Here is a 26271-nt window from a genome sequence, read left to right on the forward strand (position 1 = left end):
AGAGCCTGGGGCAAGGCCTCCAGATGGGATGCAGTGCGACTATAGGACTAGGCCGTGGCAACGGATCGATACATCACATGGGCGCGGGCCAATATTCACTGCTTTCAGAGCGACAGATCTCCCCCACTCGTAAACCTTTCTTTACAGCATGGTCGATTTGGCTGCCGACGGGATGATGGCCGAATGACAGGCAGATAACCGTAAACGCTGCCAGAATGACAACCATCCAAGACGAGCCAACAACGAGGCCGCTATGAGCAGTGAAACGCCTTCCGAAGCCGAGAGCACCGCCGCGTTCGATCTCACGCCTGATAGCGATGAGGTGCGCCTGGCCAAGCTGGAAAAGGCCAACCGCCTCAACCGCCTGCTGATCTTCGGCTTGGCGCTGCTGCTGTTCATCGTGCTCTCCAGCCTGGCCACCTCGGCGGTGGTGAAGATGCTCGCTGACGAGCCCCCCCTTTCGACCCCGCTGCATTCGCCGCCGTCCAGCAGCGTGCCGAAGCGCTGGAAAAGGAATTGGCCAGCCTCAAAGAGGATCAAAAACGCCAGGATGCCCTACTGAAACTGGCTGCCACCCCGCCGCCCGCGGCGCCAGCTGCCGCGGCGCCAGCGGCACCGCCGTCCCAGGACATCGCCGCGCTGAAACTTATGGGCCGCACCCTGCTGGGTCAGGAGCAGAGCTTCCAGCAGAGCCTGCAGGCCCTGAAGAACGGCATGCGCGACCTGGCCGACATGATCCCCGGCTCGCGCAGCTGGCTGGATGATTACAACGAAGAACTCGACAAGGCCGTCAACGCCAGCGTGCAACGCACCAAGGCGATCCAGCAATGGGGCAGTAAACTGCAACACGAGTAGAGAACGTTATCGGTAGCTCGGCGGATCGCCGCAAATGATGCGGTCAGGCCACAATCGTTTCGCGCCGAGGGCGACGCTCCTACAGGGCTGGCGGCAACCGCACAGCCTGCAGACAGCTCAGTAGTGTAGGAGCCCGCTTGCGGGCGAATCGTCTTGCCAACGCCGATCTTGCGATATGGCCGCTCTTGCATCGCCCGCAAGCGGGCTCCCACGCCGTACTGGGTTAGCCCGCCTAGTGCTGCAGATTGCCGTACAGCTTGGCGTACAGGCCGCCGTCGGCGATCAGTTGGCGGTGGTCACCATCTTCGGCGACGCTGCCGCCATCGAATACCAGTACCCGATCAGCCTGCTTAACCGCGCTCAGGCGGTGGGCGATGATCAGCGTGGTGCGGCCGCTGAGAAACTGCGCCAGGGCTTCGTGCAGGGCGTATTCGGTAGCGGCATCCAGTGCCGAGGTAGCTTCATCGAGAATCACTACCTTGGGTTCGGCAAGCACCATCCGTGCGATGGCCAGGCGTTGCCGCTGGCCTCCGGAGAGGCGCACCCCAGAACGACCCACAACAGTATCCAGGCCCTGCGGCAACTGGCGAATGGTCTGTGCCAACTGGGCAATGGTCAACGCGTGCCAGCAGGCTTCGTCACTGCGCTCGCGGCCCATGCACAGGTTGGCACGCACCGTATCGTTGAACAGAGCCGGATGCTGCAACACCACCGCCACATGCTCACGAATGACCGGCAGACCGATCTCCTCCTGGCTGCTGCCACCAAAGCGAATGATCCCCGCCTGCGGCGTGTACAAGCCCAGCAGCAGTTGCACCAGGGTGCTCTTGCCGCCGCCGCTGGCACCGACGATGGCGACCTTTTCTCCTGGCGCGATGGACATATTCAGCCCACTGAGCACTGGCTCTTCACCGTAGGAGAAGGTCAGCTCACGGATATCGATACCCACCGTTTCACGGCCCTTGAACGGATCGGCGCCACCGACATAGTCCGGTTCGTCGCGACGTGCCAGCAACTGGTTGATGCGGGTCAGCGCACCACCGGCGGCATAGAAGGCGTACTGCAGGCTGAGCAATTGCTCCACCGGACCGATCATGAACCACAGGTAGCTGAATACCGCGAGCATCTGGCCGATGGACAGGTCGGAGAACAGCACGGTGAGCATGGTCGCGGCGCGAAACACGTCAATGCCGAACTGGAATAGCAGGCCGCTGGCGCGGTTCGAGGCATCGGTCTTCCACTGCGAGGCGATGGCGTAATCACGTACCTCACGGGCACGCCCACCCAGGCGACCGAGAAAAAAGCCCTGGCGGTTACCGGCACGCACTTCCTGGATCGAATCCAGCGTTTCCGTCAGCGCCTGGGTGAACCGAGAGGTGCTGTCGTTCTCGAGTTTTTTCAGGTGTTTGACGCGCTTGCCCAATTGCACCGTGGCGTAAATCACCAGGGGATTGAACAGCAGAATCAGCAGCGCCAGCTTCCAGTGCATCCACAGCAAGATCCCCGAGGTGCCGGCCAGGGTCAGCACGCCGACCAGGAAGCGACTCAGGGTCTCGCCGATGAATTTGTCGAGGGTGTCGAGATCGGTGACCAAATGCGTGGTCACCGTGCCGCCGCCGAGGCTTTCGTACTCGGCGAGAGAAATACGCTTGAGCCGCTCGATCAGACGGATACGGATGCGATAGACGATGTCCTTGGAGAGCCGCGCGAACAGTCGCGCCTGCACCACGTTGAAAATCAGCGCACAGCCGCGTAGCACGAACGTCAGCGCCAGCATCAAAAAAATGTAGCCCACCGCCGTTTGCCAGGCGTCGGGCAGAAAGTTGTCCATCACCTTGAGCGCGGTATTGCCGTCACCTAACAGGACTTCATCGACCAGCAATGGCAGCAGCAAGGGGATTGGCACGCTGCACAGGGTCGCCAGCACGGCGACTAGATTGGCGAGGATCAGCGCTCGCTTGTGGCGCAAGGCCAGGCGACGGATTTCCGCCCAGCTCAGGCGATCAACCATCGATGGCATGCTCCAGCCAGCGCGCGAGCAGTGGCGACAGGGCGTCGAGTGGCTGATAGCCGTTGGTGAGTAATGCCAGGCGCCCGCCCTTCTCGGCCAGCAAGGTCGGGAAACCGGAGATGCCGAGATCTTGTGCCCAGCTGAAATCCGCGGCAGTGGCCTTGTGCTGTTCTTCGCTGTCGAAGGCTTCGGCGAATTCGATGCGCGGAATACCAACCTCTTCGGCCAAGCGCACCAGGGTCGTTGCCTGGGTCACGTCCGCACCTTCCTGGTAGAAGGCCTGCTGAATGCGGCGCGCCATTGGCCAGGCACTCTGCGGGTCGAGGCCACGCACGGTGACCACCGCTCGGCAAGCCGCCTCGGTGTCGTAACGCATGCCCTCGGGCAGCCCGGCATCAAAGTTGAATAGCTGACCAGTGCTGGCATTGACCGCCTGCCAGTAGCCCAGGTAACGCACCCGCGCGGCGGCATCGATGGCCACCTGATCACGGCGCAGACCGCCAAGCACCAGTTCCATCGGCACACCGCGCTCGGCGGCCTGGGCTGCCAGCGCTTCGACCACCGGCGCGAAGCCCCAGCACCAGGAGCACATCGGATCCATTACATAGAGTAGGCGCGCGTGCATCCTCAGGCCTCGTGTTTTTGGCGGGGGTTGTTGCCCAGAGGATGGGGCTGATTGCGCACTTTCGCCAGTTCGATCTGGCGCTGGCGTTCACGGGCTCCCTCGCGGGTCTTCTCCGGCAGCGTGTCCCAACAGTGCGGGCAACTCACGCCTGGGCTGAAGTATTCAGAGGCGCGATCCTCGACCGAGATCGGCGTACGGCAAGCGTGACACTGGTCGTAGTCGCCTTCGCTGAGGTCATGACGCACGGTGACGCGGTTGTCGAAGACGAAGCAGTCGCCCTGCCAGCGGGTTTCTTCCTGAGGCACTTCTTCCAGGTATTTGAGGATGCCGCCCTTGAGGTGGTAAACCTCCTCGAAGCCTTCGTTGAGCATGTAGCTGGAGGCCTTCTCGCAGCGGATGCCACCGGTGCAGAACATCGCCACCTTCTTGTGCTTGCTGGGGTCGAAGTGCTCGCGGATGTAGGCCGGAAACTCGCGGAAGGATTTAGTCTGCGGGTCGATGGCGCCTTCGAAGGTGCCGATAGATACCTCGTAATCGTTGCGGGTGTCGATCAACAGCACTTCGGGGTCGGCGATCAGCGCGTTCCAGTCCTGAGGCTCAACGTAGGTACCAACACGCTGGTTAGGATCGACGCCCGGAACACCGAGGGTGACGATTTCCTTTTTCAGTTTGACCTTGGAACGGTAGAACGGCTGCTCGGCGCAGTACGACTCCTTGTGATCGACATCGGCCAGACGCGGATCGAGGGCGAACCAGGCGAACAGGCCGTCGATGCCTTCACGGCTGCCGGAAACGGTACCGTTGATGCCCTCTTCGGCGAGCAGCAGCGTGCCCTTGATGCCATTGGCGACCAAGGTGTCGAGCAAGGGTTGGCGCAGCGCCTCATAGTCCGGCAGGGAAACGAACTTGTAGAGCGCCGCCACGACGATATTGTTGGTCATGTCACTGTCCTTCAGTAGTCGCCCTCGCAAAGGGCGGACTGGGTACGAAATGGGAAACCACTGCCGCAAATCGCTCGCCACAGCCTCTGGCGTTGCCGGAGTATGGGCTGGATTGGAAATGGGCCGGCTAGTTTACTGGTGTTGACCGCTCAGGTGTAGGGCGACGCGCAATGGGCTGCACCAAGCGCGCCACTGCCAGATAGTACGTGGCCAACGGAAATGATCCCGATCGACTCGAACGCTGATGGGCAGGACGCTGCCTTACCCTGCACAGACGATCAGTAAGCTACCTTTGCAGGTGCACCTGTTTTTCGTCGCCAGTTACCGTCGTCGATCAGCACCAGCATCGACCTGAGTCGATCAAGCAGATTCAAGGAGCCTCACATGACCCGCCTCACCGCCAAGGACTTTCATCCCGAGCTGCTGGAGCTCTACGATTATTACGTACACGGTCGGATCAGCCGCCGTGACTTTCTCGACCGCGCGACCCGATTCGCCGTCGGTGGCATTACTGCAGCCACCCTGCTCGCCTCCCTGAGCCCGGATTACGCCATGGCCGAGCAGGTCAAATTCACCGATCCGGACATCGTCGCCGATTACCTTCACTACTCCTCGCCCAATGGCACCGGCCAGGTGCGGGCCTACCTAGTTCGCCCGGCCAATGCCAAGGGGCCTGTGCCTGGCGTGGTGGTGGTACACGAGAATCGTGGCCTGAACCCCTATATCGAGGATGTCGCGAGGCGTGTCGCCAAGGCTGGTTTCATGGCTCTGGCGCCGGATGGCCTGAGTTCGGTGGGCGGCTACCCAGGCAATGACGAGAAAGGTCGCGAGTTGCAACAACAGGTCGACCCGGAAAAGCTGATGAACGATTTTTTCGCCGCGATCGAGTATCTGCAGGCCAGCGATCAGACTACCGACAAGATCGCCATCACCGGCTTCTGCTATGGCGGTGGAGTATCCAATGCGGCTGCGGTGGCCTACCCGGAACTGGCTGCGGCAGTGCCCTTCTATGGCCGCCAGGCAAAACCCGAAGACGTCACTCGGATCAAGGCGCCCCTGTTGCTGCATTTCGCCGAGACAGACCCGAACGTCAACGCCACCTGGCCGGCTTATGAGGCGGCACTCAAGGCTGCCGGCAAGACCTACGAGGCGCACATTTACCCCGGTACCAATCACGGTTTCCACAACGATTCGACACCACGCTACGACGAAGCCGCTGCTGAACTCGCCTGGGAGCGCAGCATTGCCTGGTTCAAACGCTACCTGACCTGAATCGAACCTTACGTCCATTGATTTACTGGCCTGCACAAGGTCGAGGAGCAGTCATGAAAGCCATGATCATTCGCGCACCCGGCGGGCTGCAGCGCATCGAAGCCCGCGAAATCGCCGATCCCGGGCAACCCCAGGCAGGTCAGATCCGCGTGGCCTTGCACGCCAGCTCGCTGAATTTTCACGACCTGCTGGTGGCCAACGGCAGCATTCCTACAGCGGATGGCCGGATACTCATGGCCGACGGGGCCGGCGTGGTCGAAGCCGTGGGCGAAGGAGTCAGTGAGTTTCAGGTCGGCGACCCAGTGGTTTCCGGCTTTTTCCCACAATGGCCGGACGGCGACGTATTCGCCCCGGTCAGCAACTTCGCCGGCACGCCGGGCGATGGTATCGACGGTTTCGCGACCCAGTACGCGGTACGCGCCGCCACCGCCTTCACCCATGCGCCGCGTGGCTGGAGCCATGCCGAAGCGGCGACCATCACCACTGCGGGGCTGACCGCGTGGCGAGCCCTAGTCGTCGATGGCGGACTGAAAGCCGGTGACAGCGTACTGATTCTGGGCAGCGGCGGCGTGTCCATCGCGGCCCTGCAGATCGCCAGGATGATGGGCGCCTCGGTGATCGCCACCTCCTCGTCCGACGAGAAGCTCGAGCGGCTGCGCCAGCTCGGCGCCGATCACACTATCAACTATCGAAAGACGCCGGACTGGGGCAAACAGGTACTGGAGCTGACCGGTGAACGTGGCGTCGATCAGGTCGTCGAAGTCGGCGGGCCAGGCACCCTGGCGCAATCGATCAGCGCCGTGCGCGTGGGCGGTCATATCGCCTTGATCGGCGTGCTGACCGGACGCCAGGGCGAAGTGCCGACTTCGTTACTGATGGCCAAGCAGGTGCGCCTGCAGGGCCTGATCGTCGGCAGCCGTCGCCATCAGCAGGACTACATCCGCGCGCTGGAACAGTCCGGCGTACGCCCGATCATCGACCGCAGCTTCGCTCTGGAAAATCTCGCAGACGCCTTTCGGCTGCAGGAAAGTGGCGGCCATTTCGGCAAGATCGTGGTCGAGTGGTAACAGCGTTACCGGAACGTCCGCGTAGGGTGGGCCGGGCGGCGATCCGCTTCAGCCCATCATTCACAACGCAGCCAGAACTGAAAACCTGCGAACCGCACCCGGCGACTATGGCGCTGAACGGCCTTGTGGTCGGTGAAGCGCTAACCACTCTGCACAATGGATCAATGGTCGTGCTTGCTGCCACCGCGGCAGGTCGGCGAGTCCGGGGCGATACCCTGAGCGGCCCATTCCTGAGGGGTGTAGGTATGCAGCGCCAGGGCATGCACCTGGCTCATCAGATCGCCTAGCACGCCGTACACTTTTTGATGGCGCTTGACGGCGTTGAGGCCATCGAACTGCGGGCTGACGATTACAGCCTTGTAATGGGTTTCCAAACCGCGGCTGTGCATATGGCTCTCGTCCAGCACGTCAAGATGCTCAGGTTGCAAAGCCGCGAAAGCGGTCTGGAGGTGTTCAATTTTGGACATCGATTGCTCCGCGAGGGAAAACCGTGGCCGGCCAGTGCCGACCACGGCGGATATCAGGGCTTCTTGGCGCCCAGTTCAGTGCCCATGTCCGACAGCAGCTTGTTCACCGACGGTACCGCGCTTTCCAGCTTGGCCTGTGTGATCTGAGCCGACTGCGCGGTCAGTGCCGGCATTTTCTGCAGTACCTTCTGACCCAGTGGCGACTGGTAGAAAGCGATCAGATCCTTGAGCTCCTGCTCGTTGAAGTTGCTGGTGTATAGCTTGACCATATCGGGCTTGAGCTTGTCCCAGCCGACAGCCTTGTCCAGCTCGGCGTTGGCCTTGGCCTGGTAGGTTTCCAGCACCGCCTGCTTGCTTTCCGGGGCCTTGGCCTCGGCGAAACGCTGGGCGAACATCTGCTGAACCTGGGCGTACACCGGAACGGCGAGCTTGTCGGCGTGGGCGAGCTGCAGGAAGCGCTCGGCATCGGCGGCATGGCTGCGGGCATCGGCCAGCACCTGGGTGCTGCCGACAGCCAGCAGAGCGGCAATGCAGAGTGCGGGGATACGGGACATCGGGGTACTCCTGATCACGAGGGTGAGGTGCTTTGACCGACTGTCGCGCATTTTGTGCCGCGTCCACTTGCCTCTCAAGCCTTTTCGCACAGGTGAACGATCTTGGCCTGGCTATCAAGAGCTCATGACTATCGCTAAATGCCTATTGGCGCACCCTTCCAGCAAGGTCCAGAAATGCCAGTACTTGCTTGCCAACGAGCAACGCCTGCATGCTCGGCGACTGACTAGTGCACACATGGACGTGCCTGATGAATAGCCCTTTCGTTCTACCACCGCCAATTCCGTTGTGTGACCCGCAAGGTCGCTTCAACCCGGATGCAGCCGGCTGGTCGTCGCAACCTCGGGTCGACTGCTCCCTGCCGGGCAACCTGGGGCGCCGCAAGCGCTGGAACCACTGGAGCATCAATACACCTGACTGGACGCTGTCGCTGATTCAGGCCGATCTCGATTACGTCGGCTACGGCGCTGTCTATTTTCTCGACCTGAACAGCGGCCACAATGTGGCCCACAGCCAACTGAGCCTGTTCGGCCGCGGTTGCAGCCTGCCGGATACGCCACAGGGCAGCCATGCCTTCAACCACCCCCGCCTGCAGATTCATTTCAACGAATACCCTGGCCGCGTTCGCCTGACCGCCACCTCGACGAATATCGGCGGCATGCCCCTGCATCTGGCACTGGATATACAGCGCCCCGCCCATTTGGAATCGGTGAATTTGGTCATACCGCTCGGCAAGAAAAGCTTTCATGCTACTTGCCGACAAGTCGGCCTGCCGGCCAGCGGCAGTATTCACTTAGGTGATCGTGAATATCACTGCGCCAGCGGCCAGAGCTTCGCGTCGATGGATTTCGGCCGCGGTGTCTGGCCACTCAACAGCCATTGGACGCGCGCCGCATTTGCCGCACCAGGCGGCATCGGCGGCAATTTCGGCGCGGGCTGGACGGATCACAGTGGCCTGTCGGAGAACGCCCTGTGGTTTGGTGGACTCTTGCTGCACCTCGATCAAGCCGTACAGATGCGCCAGGTTCAGACAAACCCGCTGGCACCCTGGCACCTATGCACCGACGATGACCAGGTCGACCTCACCTTCACGCCGCGGCAGGTTCATATCGCCAAGCCACGGTTAGGCCTGCTGTACGCCGATACCCAGCAGTGGTTCGGCCACTACGACGGCATGCTCCGCGACGCCCAGGGCGAGCGCGTGCCCGTAAAGGCTGCGCAGGGCTGGATAGGCGCGACACAAACACGCTGGTAAACGACTGGAAGTGGAACGTGTAGCCGTTGTCGCAGCCTAAACTGCCTGAACAGCAACGGAGAGCCCCCTCATGAGTCGCACCGAAACCGACAGCATCGGCCCCATCGACGTCCCCGAAGAAGCCTACTGGGGCGCCCAGACCCAACGATCGCGAGTCAACTTCGCGATTGGCGAGGAACGCATGCCCATCGCTGTGGTGCGTTCGCTCGCTTTGATCAAGAAAGCCGCTGCGCGCATCAACGACCGTATCGGCGACCTGCCGCCGGAGATCGCTCGGCTGATCGAGCAGGCTGCCGACGAGGTGATTGCCGGCCAGCACGACGAGCAATTTCCGCTGGTGGTCTGGCAGACCGGCAGCGGCACCCAGAGCAACATGAACGTCAATGAAGTGATCGCCGGACGTGCCAACGAGCTGGCCGGCAACCCGCGTGGCGGCAAGAGCCCCGTGCACCCCAACGATCATGTCAATCGCGCCCAGAGCTCCAATGACTGCTTCCCGACCGCCATGCACATCGCCGCGGTCGGCGCGGTGCAACGCGACCTGTTACCCGCCATCGGCGAGCTGTCCGAAGCGCTGGCTGATCAGGCCGCGCGCCACAGCCGCCTGGTGAAGACCGGCCGTACGCACATGATGGACGCCACGCCCATCACCTTCGGCCAGGAGCTGTCGGCTTTCGTCGCCCAGCTGGAATACTCGGAACAGGCGATCCGCGCTGCGCTGCCAGCGGTCTGTGAGCTGGCCCAGGGTGGTACGGCAGTTGGCACCGGGCTGAACTCGCCATCCGGTTTCGGCGAAGCGATCGCCGCCGAACTGGCCGCATTGAGCGGCCTGCCGTTGCGCAGCGCACCGAACAAGTTTGCCGCCCTCGCCGGCCACGAGCCGCTGGCAGCCCTTTCCGGCGCCCTAAAAACCCTGGCCACCACGCTGATGAAGATCGCCAATGACCTGCGCCTGCTCGGCTCCGGGCCCCGCGGCGGCTTTGCCGAAGTGCGCCTGCCGGCCAACGAGCCCGGCAGCTCGATCATGCCCGGCAAGGTCAACCCGACCCAGTGCGAAGCGCTGTCCATGCTCGCCTGCCAGGTGATGGGCAACGACGTGACCATCGGCTTCGCGGCCAGCCAGGGTCACCTGCAACTCAACGTCTACAAACCGGTGATCATCCATAACGTATTGCAGTCGATTCGCCTGCTGGCCGACGGCTGTCGCAACTTCCGTGAACACTGTATCGTCGGGATGCAACCTGATGAGCAGCGCATGGCGGAGCACCTGGAACGTGGCCTGATGCTGGTCACTGCCCTGAATCCGCATATCGGTTACGACAAGGCCGCCGAGATCGCCAAGAAGGCTTATCAGGACGGCACCACCCTGCGTGAAGCAGCGTTGGCGCTGGGTCATCTGACCGCGGAACAGTTCGACGCCTGGGTTCGCCCGGAAACCATGCTGGAGGCAGGGCAACATGACTGAAACCGCCAAGAGCGGCGCCACCCCACTCGAGGGTGATGGCAAGCGCATCCTGATGATCATCGGCACGCCGAAAAGCGACAGCCTGTGCCATTCGCTGGCCGAGGCCTACGCCCTTGGCGCGCGTACCGAAGGCCACGTGGTGCGGCAGATTCATCTGGGGGCGATCAGCTTCGATCCGGTGCTGCACGAAGGCTATACGCAGAGCCAGACCCTGGAGCCGGATCTGCTCGAAGCCCAGCGACAGATTCATTGGGCCCAGCATCTGGTATTCGTTTACCCGGTCTGGTGGGGCGGCTTGCCAGCGCTGCTCAAGGGCTTTTTCGATCGCGTGCTGCTGCCCGGTTTTGCCTTCAAGTACCGCAGTGACTCGCAGCTGTGGGACAAACTGCTCAGCGGCCGCACCGCCGACCTGCTGGTGACCCAGGACACGCCAAGCTGGTACTTCCGCTGGATCTACGGCGCCCCGGCTCACCGTCAGATGAAGCGCACCATTCTCGGTTTCTGCGGCATCAAGACCCGCCGCCTGGCGGAGTTCTCACCCGTGCGCCCCTCTTCGGAAACCCAGCGCCAGAACTGGCTGCGCCGCGCCGAACAGCTCGGTAGCCAGGTATAGAGCCGGAAACGGACACTCGAGTTGGTGGGCTGAAGCACACCCTACCGCCCTAGGATTGAGCCATGTAGGGTGGGCTTCAGCGGATCGCCGCCCGGCCTACCACCTTGTCGCATCACCGCCATGACGGGCAAGCGCTCAGGCTGGCGTGACGTGGATGAACATCAGCGCCACGCTGATGGTGACGAACGACAGCACGGTGGCAACCAATAGAGTCGCACTGCAGCGATCCTCCAGGCCGAAGCGCTGACCGAGGATCGGGAAGATGCTCATCATCGGTGAGCAGGCGAACAACACCCCGACTGCCTTCATGACCGGATCCACGCCGGGCACCAGCATGAACGCGCAAAGCACCGCCAGTGGATGGAAAATCAGCTTGCCGGTGGATATCCACGCGGCGTCGATCCACACGCCGCGTGCCTTCATGCCGAACAGCCCGGCACCAATCACGAACAGTGCCAGCGGCGCCGAAACCCCAGCCAGCATGTCGATGGGTTTGAGCAGCAATGGCGGAATCTCGATACCCAGCAGCGACACGCACAGCCCGATGACGATCCCGATGATCACCGGGTTTCTCAGCAGTCGCCCGAAGGTCATGCGCAGTACGGTCAGCCAGCCACCGCCCTGCTGCTTGCCCGCCTCGGCCAGCACCAGCGCCAGCGGAATCAGCAGCAGGTTCTCGACCAGCATGCCCATGGCCATGCCCAATACCGCAGGTGAACCGATGGCCGCAGCCACCAGCGGATAGCCGATGAAGCCGCTGTTGGATACCGACATGCCCATGGCATTGATCGCCGAGCCAGACAGATCATCGCGGCGCACCCAACGCGACACGCAGAACGCTGCGGCGAAGGCCACGCAGGAACCGACGGTGTAAGCCAGCAGATAGCCGGGAATCATGGTCTGTTGAATTGGCGAAGTGCCCAGGGTCTTGATCAGCAGCGCCGGCATGGCAAAGGTGATCACGAACGCACCGATGCCGCGAACCTGTTCGCGGCTGAGCACAGCGCTCATGGCGGCGGCATAGCCAAGCCCGATCAGCAGAAAGATCGGCGCGGTTATCTGGAAGATTTGCAGCACGGTTTCAGAATTCCTTATCGCTAACACTGCCAACATCGTGGCCGGCGCGCTCAATCACGCAGAGCTCACGCGCTTGCAGCTGGCTCAGCCGGCTTCGGGTACGCCCGAAGTCCTGATGAGCCGAGCCGCGACACAGCCGCTCCAGGCTGGACTCGCTGCACAGCAGCAGAGTCGCGCCGGCATCGTACGCGATATCGATCAGGTTGATGAACCGCTGACAGGCATCGGTGGGTTGCGAATCCAGGGTCGGCACCCCCGTCAGCGCAATACGCGGGTAGCGTTGCAGCAGCCAGAGGAAGTCCGCAGTGGAATGGGCGTTGCCGCACAGCTCGGAGAACTCCAGCCAGGCGCGGCTGGGAGCCAGTGCCCTTACCTGCAGTGGATAATGGTTGACGGTCAGCGACTGGTCGCGCTGCGCCTCGTCATCCAGCGCCAGCCACTTTTCCAGGTACGCCAGGCCGCCCGCCGATTGTGGCCAGAGGTATTCACCCCAGCGCTGCCCGCCACCGGGCAGTTCGCGGTAATCGATACCGGCGTCCAGCGCCAGCACGGTGAAGCGCTTTTCGATCATGTTGATCGCCGGCGTGAAGCGCTGGCGGTACAACGGATTGGGGCACAGGCCCGCGGGCGCATAGTTGGAGGTCATGACCAGGCCGACGCCCTCCTCGACCAGCACATCGAGCAGGCGCCGCAGGAGCATGGCATCGCCGATGTCATGCACGTGGAATTCGTCGAAGCACAGCAGGCGGATGTCCTGCGCCAGCGCGCGGATCGCCAGCACCAGAGGATCGGGGTGGCCGGCGAATGCCTTCATGCGCTCCTGCAATTCCTGCAGGAACGCATGGAAATGCACACGGCGCTTGGCGGCGAAGGGTACGGCGGCGAAGAAGGCATCCATGACGAAGCTCTTGCCGCGGCCTACGCCGCCCCACAGGTAAACCCCGGCGGCGGGTTTGCGCAGCCAGCCACGACGCCCCGCGCACCAGCCTTGCAGCCACTGCGCCAGGGTATCGATTGCTCGCTGCTGCTCGGTATCGGCACGAAAGCTGCGGGCTTCGAGTGCCGCCGTGAACCCCTGATGGATACGCTCGTCGATCTGCTCGACGGACGTATCCAGCCCTCTGTCAGAAATCAAAAAACACCGTTTCGCCGTCCCCCTGAATGCGGATATCAAATCGGTAGGCCGGCTTGCCGTCAACCTCGCAGCGTTTGGCGACCAGGGTTTCACGGCGCGATGGCTGCTCGATCAGATTGAGCACCGGATCCTTGCCGTTGGCCTCGGCTTCATCGTCGAAGTAGATGCGCGTGTGCAGGTGGATGTTGATGCCCCGGGCGAACAGCGAGACGTTGACATGCGGCGCCATCGGCACCCCGGCGGCGGCGTTGACCACGCCGGGCTTGATGGTCTGCACCGTCCATTCGCTGCCGGCATCGAAGGTGGTCGCAGTGCGACCGAAACCGTTGAAGGGTTTGTCCAGATCGTACTCGGTGTCGTAATGGCCCTGATGGTCGGCTTGCCAGAGTTCCAGAAAGGCGTCACGCACCAGATGGCCGTTGCCATCGTAGACGTGGCCGATCAGGGTGATGTGCTCGCCCGACGCACCAGGCTGAGCCATCTGGTTCCAGATTTCCTGCTCGCGGGTCGGGTTGCCGGCGGCGGCCAGCGCCAGGCCGATATGAACGTAAGGGCCGGCTGTTTGCGAAGCGGTTTCGCGCAAGAGTTCGACAGGCATGACAGGCTCCTCAGCAGTTCTCGAAGTGGGTCTTGCGCTGGCCGCGCAGCACGATGTCGAAGCGGTAGGCCAGGCAATCCATGGGGTTGGCCATGCTCATGTCGAGCTTGGCGATCAGCGTCTGTACCGCGTCCGGGTTGGCGATGGCCTTGACGATCGGGCACAGCAGGATCAGCGGATCCCCTTCGAAATACAGCTGGGTGATCAATTTGGTCGAAATCGACGGGCCACTGATCGAGAAGTGAATGTGCGCAGGGCGCCAGTCATTGGGGCCGTTGCGCCATGGGTACGGGCCCGGCTTGACGGTGCGAAAGCTGTAATTGCCTTCACTGTCGGTCAGGGCGCGGCCTACACCGCCGAAGTTCGGATCCAGCGGCGCCAGATAGCGGTCGTTCTTGTGGCGGTAACGGCCACCGGCATTGGCCTGCCACATTTCCACGAAGGTATGCGGAATCGGCTTGCCGTACTGATCCATCACCCGCCCGCAGACCAGGATGCGCTCGCCTACCGGCAGACCGCCATTGTTGAAGTTGAGCAGCAGATCGTTGTCGTACTTGCCCATTTTCAGATGGGTGAAGTCCGGCCCGGTGGTTTCCGAAATGGATTGCGGAATACTCACCAGCGCCTGACGCGGCGAACGCGGTATGGAGGTCTTGTAATCGGGGGTGAAGGCTTTGGGGTGCCAGTTACGATCACGAATGATGAAACGGCTATTGTCCTCAACAGGCATGACAGGCTCCGGTTATTGAAATTATGGAGTCGACCCGTTGACCGTGCTCAGACTTGGCCGACGGTACGGGCTCTGCGAAGTATGGTCGCGCGGATAGAGCATGGCGCCTATTGAAAACAGCGCGCCCATCCATAACCAATAGGTTATGGGTAAGACTGGCGATATTGGCAACCCTGGAGCCCCATGGCGATGCATTGGTGGTAGCAGGAGGCTCGCGTGGATACACCTTAACCAGCCAATCGAACGAGACCAAGATATTGCTACCAGGACAATGACCCGCATGCGGCGTCTGGTGCGATAGGCTGCACCCATTCGTACAAATCACGAGGATCATTCGATGAGAGCTTTTCAGATAGGAACCCAGAACGGCCTGGACGCACTAACCCTTACCACTCGCCCTGAGCCCATTGCGGCACTGGGTGAGGTGATCGTGGCTCCGCGCATGGTAAGTCTCATCAGCCGAGACGTGCAGATCCTGCGCGGGATCTATGGCCCCAAGCAGACCCCGAAGCGGATTCCCACCTCGGAAGGTGTCGGTGACGTGATCGCGATTGGCGAGGGCGTGACCAACGTCAAGCCTGGCGACCGTGTTGTTTGCGGGCATTTTCCAGACTGGCTGGAGGGCGAGTTCCGCCCTACCGTGTTCAGCCACGACATTGGCGTCACTCACGACGGGTGGCTGGCCGAACGGATTGTGCTGCCTGCCACGTCGCTCATCCGAGTACCGGACAGCCTGGCAGACAAGGACGTAGCGACTCTGGCCTCAGCCGGCCTGACGGCATGGAATGCGCTCGTGGAGGTGTGCAAGGTGAAACCAGGCGAGCTCGTGCTCTGCCTGGGTACGGGCGGTGTCGCACTGGCAGCGCTACAGATCGCCAAACTTCACGGTGCGCGAGTAGCGATCACGTCTTCCAGCGACGAAAAGCTGGGCATCGTTCGCCAGCTCGGTGCCGACATTACCGTAAATTACCGTAAGAATCCTGACTGGGCTCCACAGCTCATGGCCCAGAACAATGACACGGGAGCCGATATCATCATCGAAACTGGCGGCCAGGATACCCTGGGCCAATCCATAGCAGCAGCAGCCGCCAACGGCCGTATTGCGGTGATAGGCGTAACGCCTGGGCAGAACTCACCAATCCCTGACTACCTGTCTCTGATCATCAAGAACGTGACGATCAGAGGTATCGCCAACGGCAACCGCAAAATGTTCGTCGACCTGATCCGGGCTGTCGAAGCAAACAGGATCGAAACCTTGGTGAACAAGACCTTCCGGTTTGAAGACGCCCCCGATGCTTATGCGTATTTCGCTGCCGCGAAGCATGTAGGAAAGGTAGTGATTGCGTTCGAATGACTCACCCCTGCAACGGTTTGGCCATGCCGAGCGTCTGTCGAGCATACGCAGTGCTTGGCAGTGCTGCCGTACGCGCAAACAGATCCGCCTCAGAGAAGGCGGTCTCGGTACTCCGCTGCCAGTTCACGTAATGTATCGCAGCACCACTGCGCAGCCAGTGGCAGTGGCAGTGCCGCATTGCTGCAGATACCAACCGAACCACCGGGCTCGCGAATGCCCAGAGAAAGCTCCGCCAGTTCGCCGCTTTGCAGATCCAGGCGCACGGCGTCCAGCGGCGCGACCCAGACCGCGTCGCTGCATTGCACGTAACGCCGACTGAGAGCCGGCGAGAGGGTTTCCAGACGTTGTCGAGGCTGCGGCACCCCGCATTGCACGAACAGGCTGTCGGCATAGCGGCGGATGGTGGTGCCGGCCAACGGCAGCACCAGTGGATAATCACCCAACTGCGCCAGGCCTTCGTCGCCCAGGGCCAGCAGAGGGTGCCCCGGACGCACCACCAGACTCATCGACTCGCTATATAGATGCTCGAAGGTCAGGCCCTGGATCTCCGGGCTGTCGGTCATGCGCCCGACCACCAGGTCGAGCTCGCCGACGCGTAGCTGTGACAGCAGATAGGCGCTCGGCCCAGTGGCGACACTGATCACCAGCGCGGCGTGACGCTCATGGAGGCGCCGCACCACCTCCGGGATCAGCAGGCTCTCGACGGTCGACAACACGCCAACGCGCACATGGCCAGCGTCGTGCTCACCTCCGCGCAGGCTCGCCACGCCATCGCGCAGCGCCTGCACGCAAGGCCCGGCATAGCGCATGAACGCCAGACCGGCAGCCGTCAGGCTGACGCCGCCCTTGCCGCGTTCGAACAGCACCGCAGTGAGAATCTCCTCCAGTTCCTTGAGCGTCTTGGACACTGCTGGCTGGCTGATCGCCAGGCTATCGGCAGCTTTGGCGAAACTGCGCTGGCGGGCGATTTCGAGAAAGCAGGTCAGGTGGCGGAATTTGATGCGGTTATCGAGGTTCATGGCCATGGCGGTGCTGTTGAGGGCTGCGCCACAGTACCAGAATGCCTCGTACGGACGCCTCTCGAACGGGCAGGCGTTCACGATTTTCAACAGCGTGCGGCAGCAGGCGTATGTACTACGTCGCAGTGACCAGAAAATGCAGGCTGAAAGCCAAGAAAAATGGCAAAACTTCAGCCCTTCTGCGACAGACAGCATTCGACTGCAAACAGTCCACTCTTAATTACGACAGGGAATATTGAACACTTAAAGATCCATATGCGTTTTAACGTCGATAGTTGTTCAAACGATCAAACTAAAGTGCCAGCATCTCATCACTTCCTCCCTCATCTTAGTTGCCCAACTCTCAACAAGACCGATACAGGCCATCGAAAACTCGGGACGATAGAATTCAACATGACCGCCTGTCGCCCTGATACGGCCAAAAACCTGAAAAGCGCCTCCCTGAGCGACTTACGGGCAGCTGAAAGCTCCAACCAGACGTGTCTATCACAGTCGAAAACCAATCACTTACGCCGTAATCGCAGCGAAAACCTGCTGCTTTTCATTAGTTCCCTGCTGCCCGGCTCGACATTGAAAATAGTCGAAACTTCTTCTTTCCTACCTAGGTCATGAACTACGTGGGAATTAATAATTAGAAAGCAGCTTTTCCTCCGGCCCCGACACGGGATTCAACTGGAACGACATGCGGCATATTCCCGTTAGTGTGCAAGCGAAAGAAACAGTTACGGGTCAAGGACAGAATCGATCGGAGGTGGTTATGGGAAACGCTGTCGTGGCAACACGGTTTGATCAGGCTTTATCGATAGAGATGCCACTCAAGCCGCAGAGCAAAATCACCAATTTGCATGCAGTCAAGAAGAAAGTCCTCTTTGTAAGTTCCGAGCTCGCCGACCTGATCAAGGTGGGCGGCCTGGGTGACGTGTCAGCCTCGCTGCCACGCGCCATGAGCACCAATCACGACGTCCGGGTATTGATCCCCGGCTACCGTCAGGTGCTGGAAAGTGGTCACGCCATTCGAGACGTAGGCAGCGTTCCCGGCCATGCCGCCCTGCCCCCGGCCCGCGTCGGCTGCATGACCCTACCCGACGGCCTGATCGTCTATGTACTGATCTGCCCCGAACTCTATGACCGTGACGGTACGCCCTACGCCGACAGCCACGGCCGTGACTGGCAGGACAATCACATCCGCTTTGCCCGTCTGGGCCTGGCTGCCGCTGAAATCGCTGCCGGCACCGCGTGCCTCAGTTGGTGCCCCGAGGTGGTTCACGCCAACGACTGGCCCGCTGCGCTGACGCCGGCCTACATGACCTGGCGCGGCCAGAACACACCCACCGTATTCACCATTCACAACCTTGCCTATCAGGGCCTGTGCAGCCTGGAGTGCAGCCCGGAACTGGGCTTGCCCTCCTCGGCTTGCGGCCATCAGGGTATGGAGTTCTACGGCAAGCTGTCGTTCCTCAAGGCAGGCCTGGTCTACTCGGATCACGTGACCACGGTGAGCGAAAACTACGCCCGCGAGATCACTACCCAGGAATTCGGCTGTGGCCTGGAAGGCATGCTGCAGTTCAAGGTGCAGCTCAACCAGTTGAGCGGCATCCCCAATGGCATCGACGAGAGCTGGGACTCGTTGAACGACCCGCATCTGGTACAGGGCTTCGAGGCCCACGACTGGGAGAGCAAACGGGTCAACACCCGCCACGTCGAGAAGATGTTCGGCCTGGAGCAGAGCGATGGCCCGCTGTTCGCCGTGGTGTCGCGCCTGGTGCAGCAGAAAGGCATCGACCTGACCCTGGAAATCGCTGACACCATCGTTGCCGAAGGTGGCCGCATCGCCATCATCGGCCAAGGCGAAGAACACCTGGAAAACGCAGTGCGGGAACTCGCCCGCCGTCACCCAGGCCGAGTTGGCGCCAATGTTGGCTTCAACGAAACGGACGCGCGCTGCATGTTTGCGGGTAGCGACTTCCTGCTCATGCCGTCGCGCTTCGAGCCGTGCGGCCTCAGCCAGATGTATGCCCAGCGCTTCGGCTCGCTGCCGATTGCCCGCGCTACCGGCGGCCTGGCCGACACCATCGAAGATGGCGTCAGTGGCTTCCTGTTCAACGAAACCAGCAGCGAAAGTTATCTGGAAGCGGTACGCCGGGCCATGGCCGTGCACCGCAACCCGGAACTGCTCAACGCCATGCGCGCCCGCGCAATGGCATCACCGCTGTACTGGACACAGTCGGTGGAACCCTATGCGGCGCTGTACCGCAAGCTGCTGGCCGCGAAGATGTCGGGTGGGAAATTGGCGTGATGGTTGAGAAATTCCGACGACATGGCGCCTGGCTGGACGAACATGGTCACACCCATTTCGCCCTCTGGGCACCAGACGCAAAGAGCGTGGCAGTAGAACTGCAAGACCATCAGCGACACGCAATGACCGCCAGCGAAGACGGCTGGTTCACGGCAACGCTACCGGTAGGTGCCGGTAGCGATTACCGCTACCTGATCGACGAATATCTGCTGGTACCCGACCCCGCGTCGCGCTGGCAGGCTAATGATGTGCATGGCCCGAGCCGAGTGGACGCACCAGACCAATACAATTGGCGTACGGCCAACTGGCAGGGTCGCCCCTGGCAGGAGACGGTGCTCTACGAACTGCACGTCGGCACCCTCGGCGGATATAAAGGCGTGCAAGAAAGGCTGCAGGCGCTGAGCGATCTGGGCATCACCGCCATCGAATTGATGCCGTTGGGCGAATTTCCCGGTGGCCGCAACTGGGGTTACGACGGGGTTCTGCCCTTCGCTCCGGACTCTTCCTACGGCACTCCCAACGAACTGCGCGCACTGATCGACCATGCTCACCAGTTGGGCTTGATGGTCTTCGTCGATGTGGTCTACAACCACTTCGGCCCCGACGGCAATTACCTCGGGCAGTACGCCAGCGGCTTCTTCCGTGAGGACGTCCACACGCCCTGGGGCCCTGCCATCGACTTCCGCCGCCACGAAGTGCGCGACTACTTCATCGAAAACGCCCTGATGTGGGTACAGGACTATCGCATCGACGGCCTGCGCCTGGATGCCGTGCATGCCATCGGCGAGCGCGACTTCCTGCTCGAACTGGCCGAGCGTCTGCACGGCTCGATAGCCAGCAGGCGCCATCTGCACCTGGTGCTGGAAAACGAGAACAACGACGCCGAGCTGCTGCAGCGTGGTTTCGTCGCCCAGTGGAACGACGACGGCCACAACGTGCTGCACCACCTGCTCACCGGCGAGCACGAAGGCTATTACGCCGACTTCGCCGAGGACGCCACTCACAAGCTTGCACGCTGCCTGCGCGAGGGCTTCATCTACCAGGGTGAAACCACCCGCCACGGCACTGCCCGCGGTAGCAGCAGCGGGCACCTGCCACCCAGCGCCTTCGTGCTGTTTCTGCAGAATCACGATCAGGTCGGCAACCGTGCCCTTGGCGAACGCTTGCCGAGCCTGGCCAATGGCGATGCGCTGAAGAGCGCCACCGCTCTACTGCTGCTCAGCCCGATGATTCCCCTGCTGTTCATGGGCGAGGAATGGGGCAGCGAACAGCCGTTCCAGTTCTTCACCTCGCACAACGACGAGTTGGGCGAAGCGGTACGCAAAGGCCGGCAGAACGAGTTTCGCGAATTCTCCAGGTTCTCCGGTCAGGAAATTCCCGCCCCGAATGAAGTCAGTACATTCGAGACGTCCACCCCCGATCAGCAAACCCGCGAAACTGCTTCCGGCAAAGCCTGGCTGGCCTTCTACCGTGAACTGTTGAGCCTGCGCCGCGAGCACATCGTGCCGCGCCTGCCGGGTAGCCAGGCCCTTGAGAGCCGGGTACTGGGCGACGCCGCAGTGGCTGCCAGCTGGCAGTTGGGTGATGGGCAAATTCTGCGCATCGACCTGAACCTGAGCGATGCCGAAGTGGCCGCAGGTTCCCACGCGGGCGCCAGTACGCTGTTCGCCTATCGCGCGGACAAGGATAGCGACCACCTGCCGCCACGCAGCATTCGGGTTCTACTGGAGGGCGCAGCATGAGCGATGCACGCCTTGCAGAACTGAGCCATGCCGCGGGCCTGAGCGTCGACTGGATCGATGCCGATGGTCGCCAGCAATCGGTTACCCCGGAAAACCAGCGACGCCTGCTCGAAGCACTGGGTTATGCGGTGCAGGACAGCGAGCAGATCGAGGCCAGCCTTGCTGAACTGCAACAGCGTCAGGACAGCCTGGCGCTTGGGCCGCTGGTGACGCTGGATCAGCAGGAAACACTAGATCTGACCCGCTACTTTCCGCCTGGCACTCCCTACGAAATCGAGCTGGAACAGGGCGAGCGTCTGGAAGGCCGTCTGGATGACAGCTGCCGGCTGCCAGTCATCGGCATCACCGGCTATCACCAGTTGCGCATCGCCAGCGGTGCAGTGACCCTGGCGGTCGCTCCACCGGCCTGCCCAAGCGTGGCTCAGTTGGCAAAGCGCGAAAACGCCAAAATCTGGGGGCTGAGTGCCCAGTTGTACTCGCTGCGGCGCCCCAACGATGGTGGCCTGGGCGACACCCAGGCACTCGAGTCGCTGGTTCGCAGTGCAGCCAAGCGTGGCGCCGATGCGGTGGCGATCAGCCCAATGCATGCCATGTTCAGCGCCAATCTACACACCTACAGCCCCTACTCGCCCTCCAGCCGCTTGTTCTTCAACGTGCTGCATGCGGCGCCGGGCAGCATTCTCGGCGAAGACGCGCTGCAGCAGGCGATTCGTGGTTGTGGTCTCGGCGAGGAACTGGCGCGCCTGGAAAGCCTCGAGCTGATCGACTGGCCGGGTGTGGCCGGCAGCCGTATGCGTATCCTGCGTCAGTTGCATGCCGACTTCCGCTCCAGCGCTCACCCGCTGCGCGACGACTTCGAGGACTTTCGTCGCGAAGCCGGCGACGCCCTGCGTCAGCACTGCCGCTTCGAAGCATTGCGCGGTTTCATGGATCTCAACGGGCTACCGGTGGACTGGCGCGTATGGCCCGAGCAGTACCGTGACCCTGCCAACGAAGCCGTCGAGCAGTTCTGCGAGGGCCATCAGGAAGAAGTCGAATTCCACGCCTTCGCCCAATGGCTGATCGCCCGTTGCCTCGACCGTGCCCAAGACAGCGCCCGTGAGGCTGGCATGGCGGTCGGCCTGATCGCCGACCTGGCAGTGGGTGCAGATGCAGCCGGCAGCCAGGCCTGGGCTCGCCAGGCCGAACTGCTGCAGGCGGTGAGCGTCGGCGCGCCGCCGGACATCCTCAACCGCTCGGGGCAGAACTGGGGCGTTTCCGCTTTCTCACCCAGCGGCCTGCAACGCAACGGCTTCCGCGCTTACATCGAAATGCTGCGTGCCAATCTGGCCCATGCCGGCGGCATGCGCATCGACCACGTGATGAGCATGCGCCGCCTGTGGGTGATCCCCGAAGGGGCGGATTCCGGTGCCGGTGCCTACCTCAATTATCCGTCCAAGGATCTGCTGCGCCTGCTGTGCCTCGAGGCCGAGCGCCACGGGGCGCTGATCATCGGCGAAGACCTGGGCACCGTGCCCGATGGCCTGCGTGAAGAACTGGCGCAGCGCAACATCCTCGGCATGCGCGTGCTGCTGTTCGAGCAAAGCAATGGTCGCTTCAACGCGCCGGCGCACTGGCCGCGGGATGCCCTGGCCACCACCACTACCCACGATTTGCCGAGTATCCGCGGCTGGCTTGCCTCCCGCGACATCCATTGGCGCCAGGCCGCTGGCCACCGTAGTGACGACTACACCAGACAGGATCACGACTTGCGCGCTCACGAAACCCAGGCACTGCACCAGGCCTTGCACGAGCACGGACACGCTACCGCAGACCACATGGACGACACCCAGCAACTGGACGCCAGCATCGCCTTCATCGGCAGCACACCGGCGCCGCTGGTGCTGCTGCCACTTGAAGATGCCATGGCCGCCACCGAGCAGCCCAACCTGCCGGGCCCGGGCGAGGAACACCCGAACTGGCGGCGACGCTGGTCGGAAGATGCCGACGGCATGCTCGACGATGCGGCGGTCAGTCACCGCCTGCAGCGCCTGCAGTGGGCACGCAATCTGGTCGAGGGCACACGCCATGACTGATTTGCGCGCCAGCGTTCGCCTGCAGTTCCACAAGGGCTTCACCCTCGAAGACGCAGTGCCCCTGGTCGATTACTTCGCGCGCCTGGGCATCAGCCACATCTATGCCTCGCCTCTGCTGACTGCGCGGCCAGGTTCGATGCACGGCTATGACGTGGTCGACCCGACCCGCATCAACCCGGAGCTTGGCGGCGAAGCGGCCCTGCAACGCCTGGTGACTGCCCTGCGCACCAAGGGCATGGGCCTGATCCTCGACATCGTGTCCAACCATATGGCCGTGGGCGGCGACGCCAACCCCTGGTGGCTGGACGTTCTGGAATGGGGCATCAGCAGCCCCCACGCCAAGTTCTTCGACATCCACTGGCAGTCCCATGACCCGCTACTGCGCGGTCAACTGCTGGTGCCCTTCCTGCGCAGCGACTATGGCGAAGTCCTGGCTGCCGGCGAAATCGAGCTGCACTTCGATGCCGAACGGGGCCTGCTTTACGCCAAGCACTACGATCACCGCTTTCCGCTCAACCCGCCGACCTATGGCGACGTGCTGCAGCACAGCGGGCATGCCGAACTGCAGGCACTGGGCAAGCGCTTCGCGGCGCTGGATGACAGCCAGGACGGCCAACACCAGGCGCGCACCCTGTTCCGCGAGTTGGTTGCCCTAGCCAGCAAGTCAGATGGCGCAATCGATCGCGCCATCGCCAGCCTGCGGCCAAGCGAAGAACAGGGTTTCGAGCCGCTGCACCAACTGCTCGAGCGCCAGCACTATCGCCTGGCCAGCTGGCGCACCGCGGCGGACGACATCAACTGGCGGCGCTTCTTCGACATCAACGAGCTGGGCGGCCTCAAGGTCGAACGCCACGAAGTATTCGAAGCGACCCACGCGAAGATCTTCGAGATGATCGAGAAGGGTCTGGTAGACGGCCTGCGTATCGACCACGTCGATGGCCTGGCCAACCCGCGTGCTTACTGCCGCAAGCTGCGCCGTCGCGTCGAGCGCCTGCTGCCGCAGCGCCCGGCCGAACTGCGTGGCAGTCGCTTCCCGATCTACGTCGAGAAGATTCTTGGCGAGGGCGAACAACTGCCTCGCGACTGGGGTGTCGATGGCACTACCGGCTACGAATTCATGAACCAGGTTTCCCTGCTGCAGCACGATCCTCAGGGCGAGGCCGTGCTGGCACAGCTGTGGAGTGAGACCAGCAGCCGTGGCGTCGACTTCATGGAAGAAGTACGGCAGGCCCGCCAACTGGTGCTGACCACCTCTCTGGCCGGCGATCTCGAGGCGCTGGCTCAAGGTCTGCTGCTGATCGCCAGGGATGATATCGCTACCCGTGACCTGACCCTGGGCGCCATCCGCCGGGCCCTGCTGGAACTGATCGTGCACTTCCCGGTGTATCGCACCTACGTCTCCGCTGCAGGGCGCAGTGCCAGCGATCAGGCGGTATTCGACCAGGCCCTGGTAGGCGCGCGCAGCACCCTGGCCGAAGCCGACTGGCCGCTGCTCGAACACCTCGACAACTGGCTCGGCGGTCAGGTGCTTTCCGAGCTGCCACCGAGCCCGCAGCGCAAGCTCTGGACAAAGATGATCGAGCGCTTCCAGCAGCTCACCTCCCCCGCCGCCGCCAAGGCGGTGGAAGACACGGCTTGCTACCGCAGCGCCGTGCTGCTGTCGCGCAATGATGTGGGTTTCGACCCGCAACAGTTCAGCGCGCCGCTGGAAGCCTTCCATGCAGGTTGCCTGGAACGCGCACGGCACTTTCCAGCCAACCTGCTGACCACCGCGACCCATGACCACAAGCGCGGCGAAGACACCCGCGCCCGGCTAGCGGTGCTCAGCGAGCGCGCAGAATGGTTCGCCGAACGCTGCGGACACTGGCGCGAGCTGGCGGCACCGCTGCGCAAGGAGCTCGATGACGGCAGCGCACCGTCGCCAGGCGATGAGCTGATGCTCTTGCAGATTCTCCTGGCCTGCTGGCCGCTGGATCTGCAGGCGGATGACTCCCAGGGCCTGCAGGCCCTCGCCGAGCGGGTCACCGCCTGGCAGGAAAAGGCCGTTCGCGAGGCCAAGCTGCGCAGCACCTGGAGCAACCCGAACGGCGACTACGAAAGTGCCTGCCGGGACTATCTACAGAAGCTACTGGGCAGCGGGCAAGGCAGGCAGCTGCGTGAAGAGATCCGCGCCGCCGCCGTGCGGATCGCGCCCGCCGGTGCCCTCAACAGCCTGGCCCAGAGCCTGCTGCGCATGAGCGTGCCAGGCGTGCCCGACCTGTATCAGGGCTGCGAGTTCTGGGACTTCTCTCTGGTCGATCCGGACAACCGCCGCCCAGTGGATTTCGCCGCTCGCCAGCAGACGCTGGACGCCAACGCGTCGCTTGCCGAGACGCTGCCGCACTGGCACGACGGCCAGGTCAAGCAGGCGCTGATCGCCGCGACCCTGACCGCCCGCAAACAACATCAGCGACTGTTCGCCAAAGGCGACTATCAGCCGCTCACCGTAACGGGTCGCCATGCCAGCAAGGTGCTCGCCTTCCTGCGCAGTCATGGCGACGCCCACGCTTTGGTGGTCGTGCCGCGCCTGGCCGCATCACTACTGGGCGATAGCCAGACCCCGCTGATTGCCCATGACCAATGGGGCGACACTCGTATCGCCCTGCCTCCGGCTCTGTCCGACAAGGCTTTGCACAGCGCCTTCTCCTCTGCCGACCTGTTACCGAGCGACGGCCATATCGCGGTACGCGACGTACTGCGCGATGTCCCCGTCAATCTGCTGATCGTCCCGACCCATTCTCAGGAGTCACACCCATGAGCGCAAAAGAAGAACGCATCCGTGAATTCGCCTACCAGATCTGGGAGTCCGAAGGAAAACCCAGCGGCCAGGCCAAACGCCATTGGGAAATGGCCACCAAGCTCGCCGACGCCGAGCAGACGCCCGCCAAGGCCACCACCAAGGGCATGAGCAAGCCGAAAGCTGCCTCCACCGAGCCCAAGCCTGCCGCGCCGATCAAGCCACGGGCCAGCAAGACCGCACCGGCCGCAGCCGAGAAACCGGCTGTGCTGAAACCGGCCAAGGCGCCGGCCAAAGCCAAGCCGACCACGGCAAAGCCCACCCCCAAGAAACCCAAGGCCTGACA

General features: G+C 62.5%; 23 protein-coding genes. 13 read left to right on the forward strand and 10 right to left on the reverse strand.

The window, feature by feature from the left end:
- Positions 1-253: 253 nt before the first annotated feature.
- Positions 254-562 (forward strand): hypothetical protein, encoded by a 309-nt coding sequence (locus ACZ0AI_RS08490; protein WP_463566114.1) that lies wholly within the window; start codon positions 254-256, stop codon positions 560-562.
- On the forward strand, positions 517-855 hold the full coding sequence (locus tag ACZ0AI_RS08495) for a hypothetical protein (protein WP_463565356.1): 339 nt from the start codon (positions 517-519) through the stop codon (positions 853-855). The genes ACZ0AI_RS08490 and ACZ0AI_RS08495 overlap by 46 nt, the downstream gene beginning before the upstream one ends.
- A gap of 232 nt (positions 856-1087) precedes the next feature.
- On the opposite strand, the gene ACZ0AI_RS08500 is transcribed toward ACZ0AI_RS08495, so the two are convergent.
- From ACZ0AI_RS08500 to trhO, 3 genes are read right to left on the reverse strand one after another with little or no spacing between them, the layout of a single operon-like run.
- Positions 1088-2866, reverse strand: coding sequence for an ABC transporter ATP-binding protein (locus tag ACZ0AI_RS08500; protein WP_463565357.1), 1779 nt, complete (start codon positions 2864-2866; stop codon positions 1088-1090).
- Complete coding sequence (locus tag ACZ0AI_RS08505) at positions 2859-3491, reverse strand: DsbA family protein (protein WP_463565358.1); 633 nt, start codon at positions 3489-3491, stop codon at positions 2859-2861. The genes ACZ0AI_RS08500 and ACZ0AI_RS08505 overlap by 8 nt, the downstream gene beginning before the upstream one ends.
- A gap of 2 nt (positions 3492-3493) precedes the next feature.
- Positions 3494-4432: an oxygen-dependent tRNA uridine(34) hydroxylase TrhO gene (gene trhO, locus ACZ0AI_RS08510; protein WP_463565359.1), complete on the reverse strand. Its 939-nt coding sequence runs from the start codon at positions 4430-4432 to the stop codon at positions 3494-3496.
- A gap of 384 nt (positions 4433-4816) precedes the next feature.
- On the opposite strand from trhO, the gene yghX reads away from it, so the two are divergent.
- Both yghX and ACZ0AI_RS08520 read left to right on the forward strand, forming a co-directional pair.
- Positions 4817-5704 (forward strand): YghX family hydrolase, encoded by an 888-nt coding sequence (gene yghX, locus ACZ0AI_RS08515; RefSeq protein ID WP_463565360.1) that lies wholly within the window; start codon positions 4817-4819, stop codon positions 5702-5704.
- A gap of 53 nt (positions 5705-5757) precedes the next feature.
- Complete coding sequence (locus ACZ0AI_RS08520) at positions 5758-6771, forward strand: zinc-dependent alcohol dehydrogenase family protein (protein WP_463565361.1); 1014 nt, start codon at positions 5758-5760, stop codon at positions 6769-6771.
- 161 nt (positions 6772-6932) lie between these two features.
- Here the strand turns inward: ACZ0AI_RS08520 and ACZ0AI_RS08525 are convergent, their stop codons facing one another.
- On the reverse strand, positions 6933-7238 hold the full coding sequence (locus ACZ0AI_RS08525) for a BolA family protein (protein ID WP_225833328.1): 306 nt from the start codon (positions 7236-7238) through the stop codon (positions 6933-6935).
- A 53-nt stretch (positions 7239-7291) separates the two neighbouring features.
- Positions 7292-7792, reverse strand: a complete 501-nt coding sequence (locus tag ACZ0AI_RS08530; RefSeq protein ID WP_463565362.1) for a DUF2059 domain-containing protein — start codon at positions 7790-7792, stop codon at positions 7292-7294.
- Between the two features lie 248 nt (positions 7793-8040).
- Here ACZ0AI_RS08530 and ACZ0AI_RS08535 point away from each other — a divergent pair, with 248 nt between their 5' ends.
- The 3 genes from ACZ0AI_RS08535 (at position 8041) to ACZ0AI_RS08545 (ending at position 11123) form a co-directional block, all read left to right on the forward strand.
- Complete coding sequence (locus ACZ0AI_RS08535; protein WP_463565363.1) at positions 8041-9045, forward strand: DUF2804 domain-containing protein; 1005 nt, start codon at positions 8041-8043, stop codon at positions 9043-9045.
- A gap of 70 nt (positions 9046-9115) precedes the next feature.
- The gene (locus tag ACZ0AI_RS08540; protein WP_463565364.1) at positions 9116-10510 is read left to right on the forward strand and encodes a class II fumarate hydratase; all 1395 of its coding nucleotides are present in this window, start codon (positions 9116-9118) and stop codon (positions 10508-10510) included.
- Positions 10503-11123, forward strand: coding sequence for an NAD(P)H-dependent oxidoreductase (locus ACZ0AI_RS08545; RefSeq protein WP_463565365.1), 621 nt, complete (start codon positions 10503-10505; stop codon positions 11121-11123). The genes ACZ0AI_RS08540 and ACZ0AI_RS08545 overlap by 8 nt, the downstream gene beginning before the upstream one ends.
- Positions 11124-11258: 135 nt before the next feature.
- On the opposite strand, the gene ACZ0AI_RS08550 is transcribed toward ACZ0AI_RS08545, so the two are convergent.
- The 4 genes from ACZ0AI_RS08550 to pcaH are packed head-to-tail and all read right to left on the reverse strand — an operon-like array spanning position 11259 to position 14663.
- Positions 11259-12200, reverse strand: a complete 942-nt coding sequence (locus tag ACZ0AI_RS08550) for an AEC family transporter (RefSeq protein ID WP_225833337.1) — start codon at positions 12198-12200, stop codon at positions 11259-11261.
- A gap of 4 nt (positions 12201-12204) precedes the next feature.
- A complete protein-coding gene (zapE, locus tag ACZ0AI_RS08555; protein WP_463565366.1) occupies positions 12205-13335 on the reverse strand; it encodes a cell division protein ZapE in 1131 nt (376 codons plus the stop codon).
- Entirely contained in the window at positions 13325-13933 is a 609-nt protein-coding gene (gene pcaG / locus ACZ0AI_RS08560) for a protocatechuate 3,4-dioxygenase subunit alpha (RefSeq protein WP_463565367.1), read from the reverse strand. Before pcaG ends, zapE begins: the two co-directional genes overlap by 11 nt.
- Positions 13934-13943: 10 nt before the next feature.
- Positions 13944-14663, reverse strand: a complete 720-nt coding sequence (pcaH, locus tag ACZ0AI_RS08565) for a protocatechuate 3,4-dioxygenase subunit beta (protein WP_463565368.1) — start codon at positions 14661-14663, stop codon at positions 13944-13946.
- Between the two features lie 337 nt (positions 14664-15000).
- Between pcaH and ACZ0AI_RS08570 the strand changes: the two genes are divergently transcribed.
- Positions 15001-16017 (forward strand): zinc-dependent alcohol dehydrogenase family protein, encoded by a 1017-nt coding sequence (locus ACZ0AI_RS08570; protein WP_463565369.1) that lies wholly within the window; start codon positions 15001-15003, stop codon positions 16015-16017.
- 89 nt (positions 16018-16106) lie between these two features.
- Here the strand turns inward: ACZ0AI_RS08570 and pcaQ are convergent, their stop codons facing one another.
- Positions 16107-17036 carry a pca operon transcription factor PcaQ gene (gene pcaQ, locus ACZ0AI_RS08575; protein ID WP_463566077.1) on the reverse strand — a complete coding sequence of 310 codons (930 nt, stop codon included), beginning with the start codon at positions 17034-17036 and terminating at the stop codon, positions 16107-16109.
- A gap of 808 nt (positions 17037-17844) precedes the next feature.
- Between pcaQ and glgA the strand changes: the two genes are divergently transcribed.
- Genes glgA through ACZ0AI_RS08600 form a run of 5 tightly spaced genes read left to right on the forward strand, consistent with a single transcriptional unit; the run spans position 17845 to position 26269 of the window.
- Positions 17845-19332, forward strand: a complete 1488-nt coding sequence (glgA, locus tag ACZ0AI_RS08580; RefSeq protein ID WP_463566078.1) for a glycogen synthase GlgA — start codon at positions 17845-17847, stop codon at positions 19330-19332.
- On the forward strand, positions 19332-21074 hold the full coding sequence (gene treZ / locus ACZ0AI_RS08585) for a malto-oligosyltrehalose trehalohydrolase (RefSeq protein ID WP_463565370.1): 1743 nt from the start codon (positions 19332-19334) through the stop codon (positions 21072-21074). The genes glgA and treZ overlap by 1 nt, the downstream gene beginning before the upstream one ends.
- Entirely contained in the window at positions 21071-23149 is a 2079-nt protein-coding gene (malQ, locus tag ACZ0AI_RS08590; RefSeq protein WP_463565371.1) for a 4-alpha-glucanotransferase, read from the forward strand. Before treZ ends, malQ begins: the two co-directional genes overlap by 4 nt.
- On the forward strand, positions 23142-25946 hold the full coding sequence (locus ACZ0AI_RS08595) for a malto-oligosyltrehalose synthase (protein ID WP_463565372.1): 2805 nt from the start codon (positions 23142-23144) through the stop codon (positions 25944-25946). The genes malQ and ACZ0AI_RS08595 overlap by 8 nt, the downstream gene beginning before the upstream one ends.
- Positions 25943-26269 (forward strand): DUF2934 domain-containing protein, encoded by a 327-nt coding sequence (locus ACZ0AI_RS08600; protein WP_463565373.1) that lies wholly within the window; start codon positions 25943-25945, stop codon positions 26267-26269. Before ACZ0AI_RS08595 ends, ACZ0AI_RS08600 begins: the two co-directional genes overlap by 4 nt.
- Positions 26270-26271: the final 2 nt, after the last annotated feature.

The sequence above is a fragment of the Pseudomonas sp. AC355 genome (assembly GCF_979258205.1).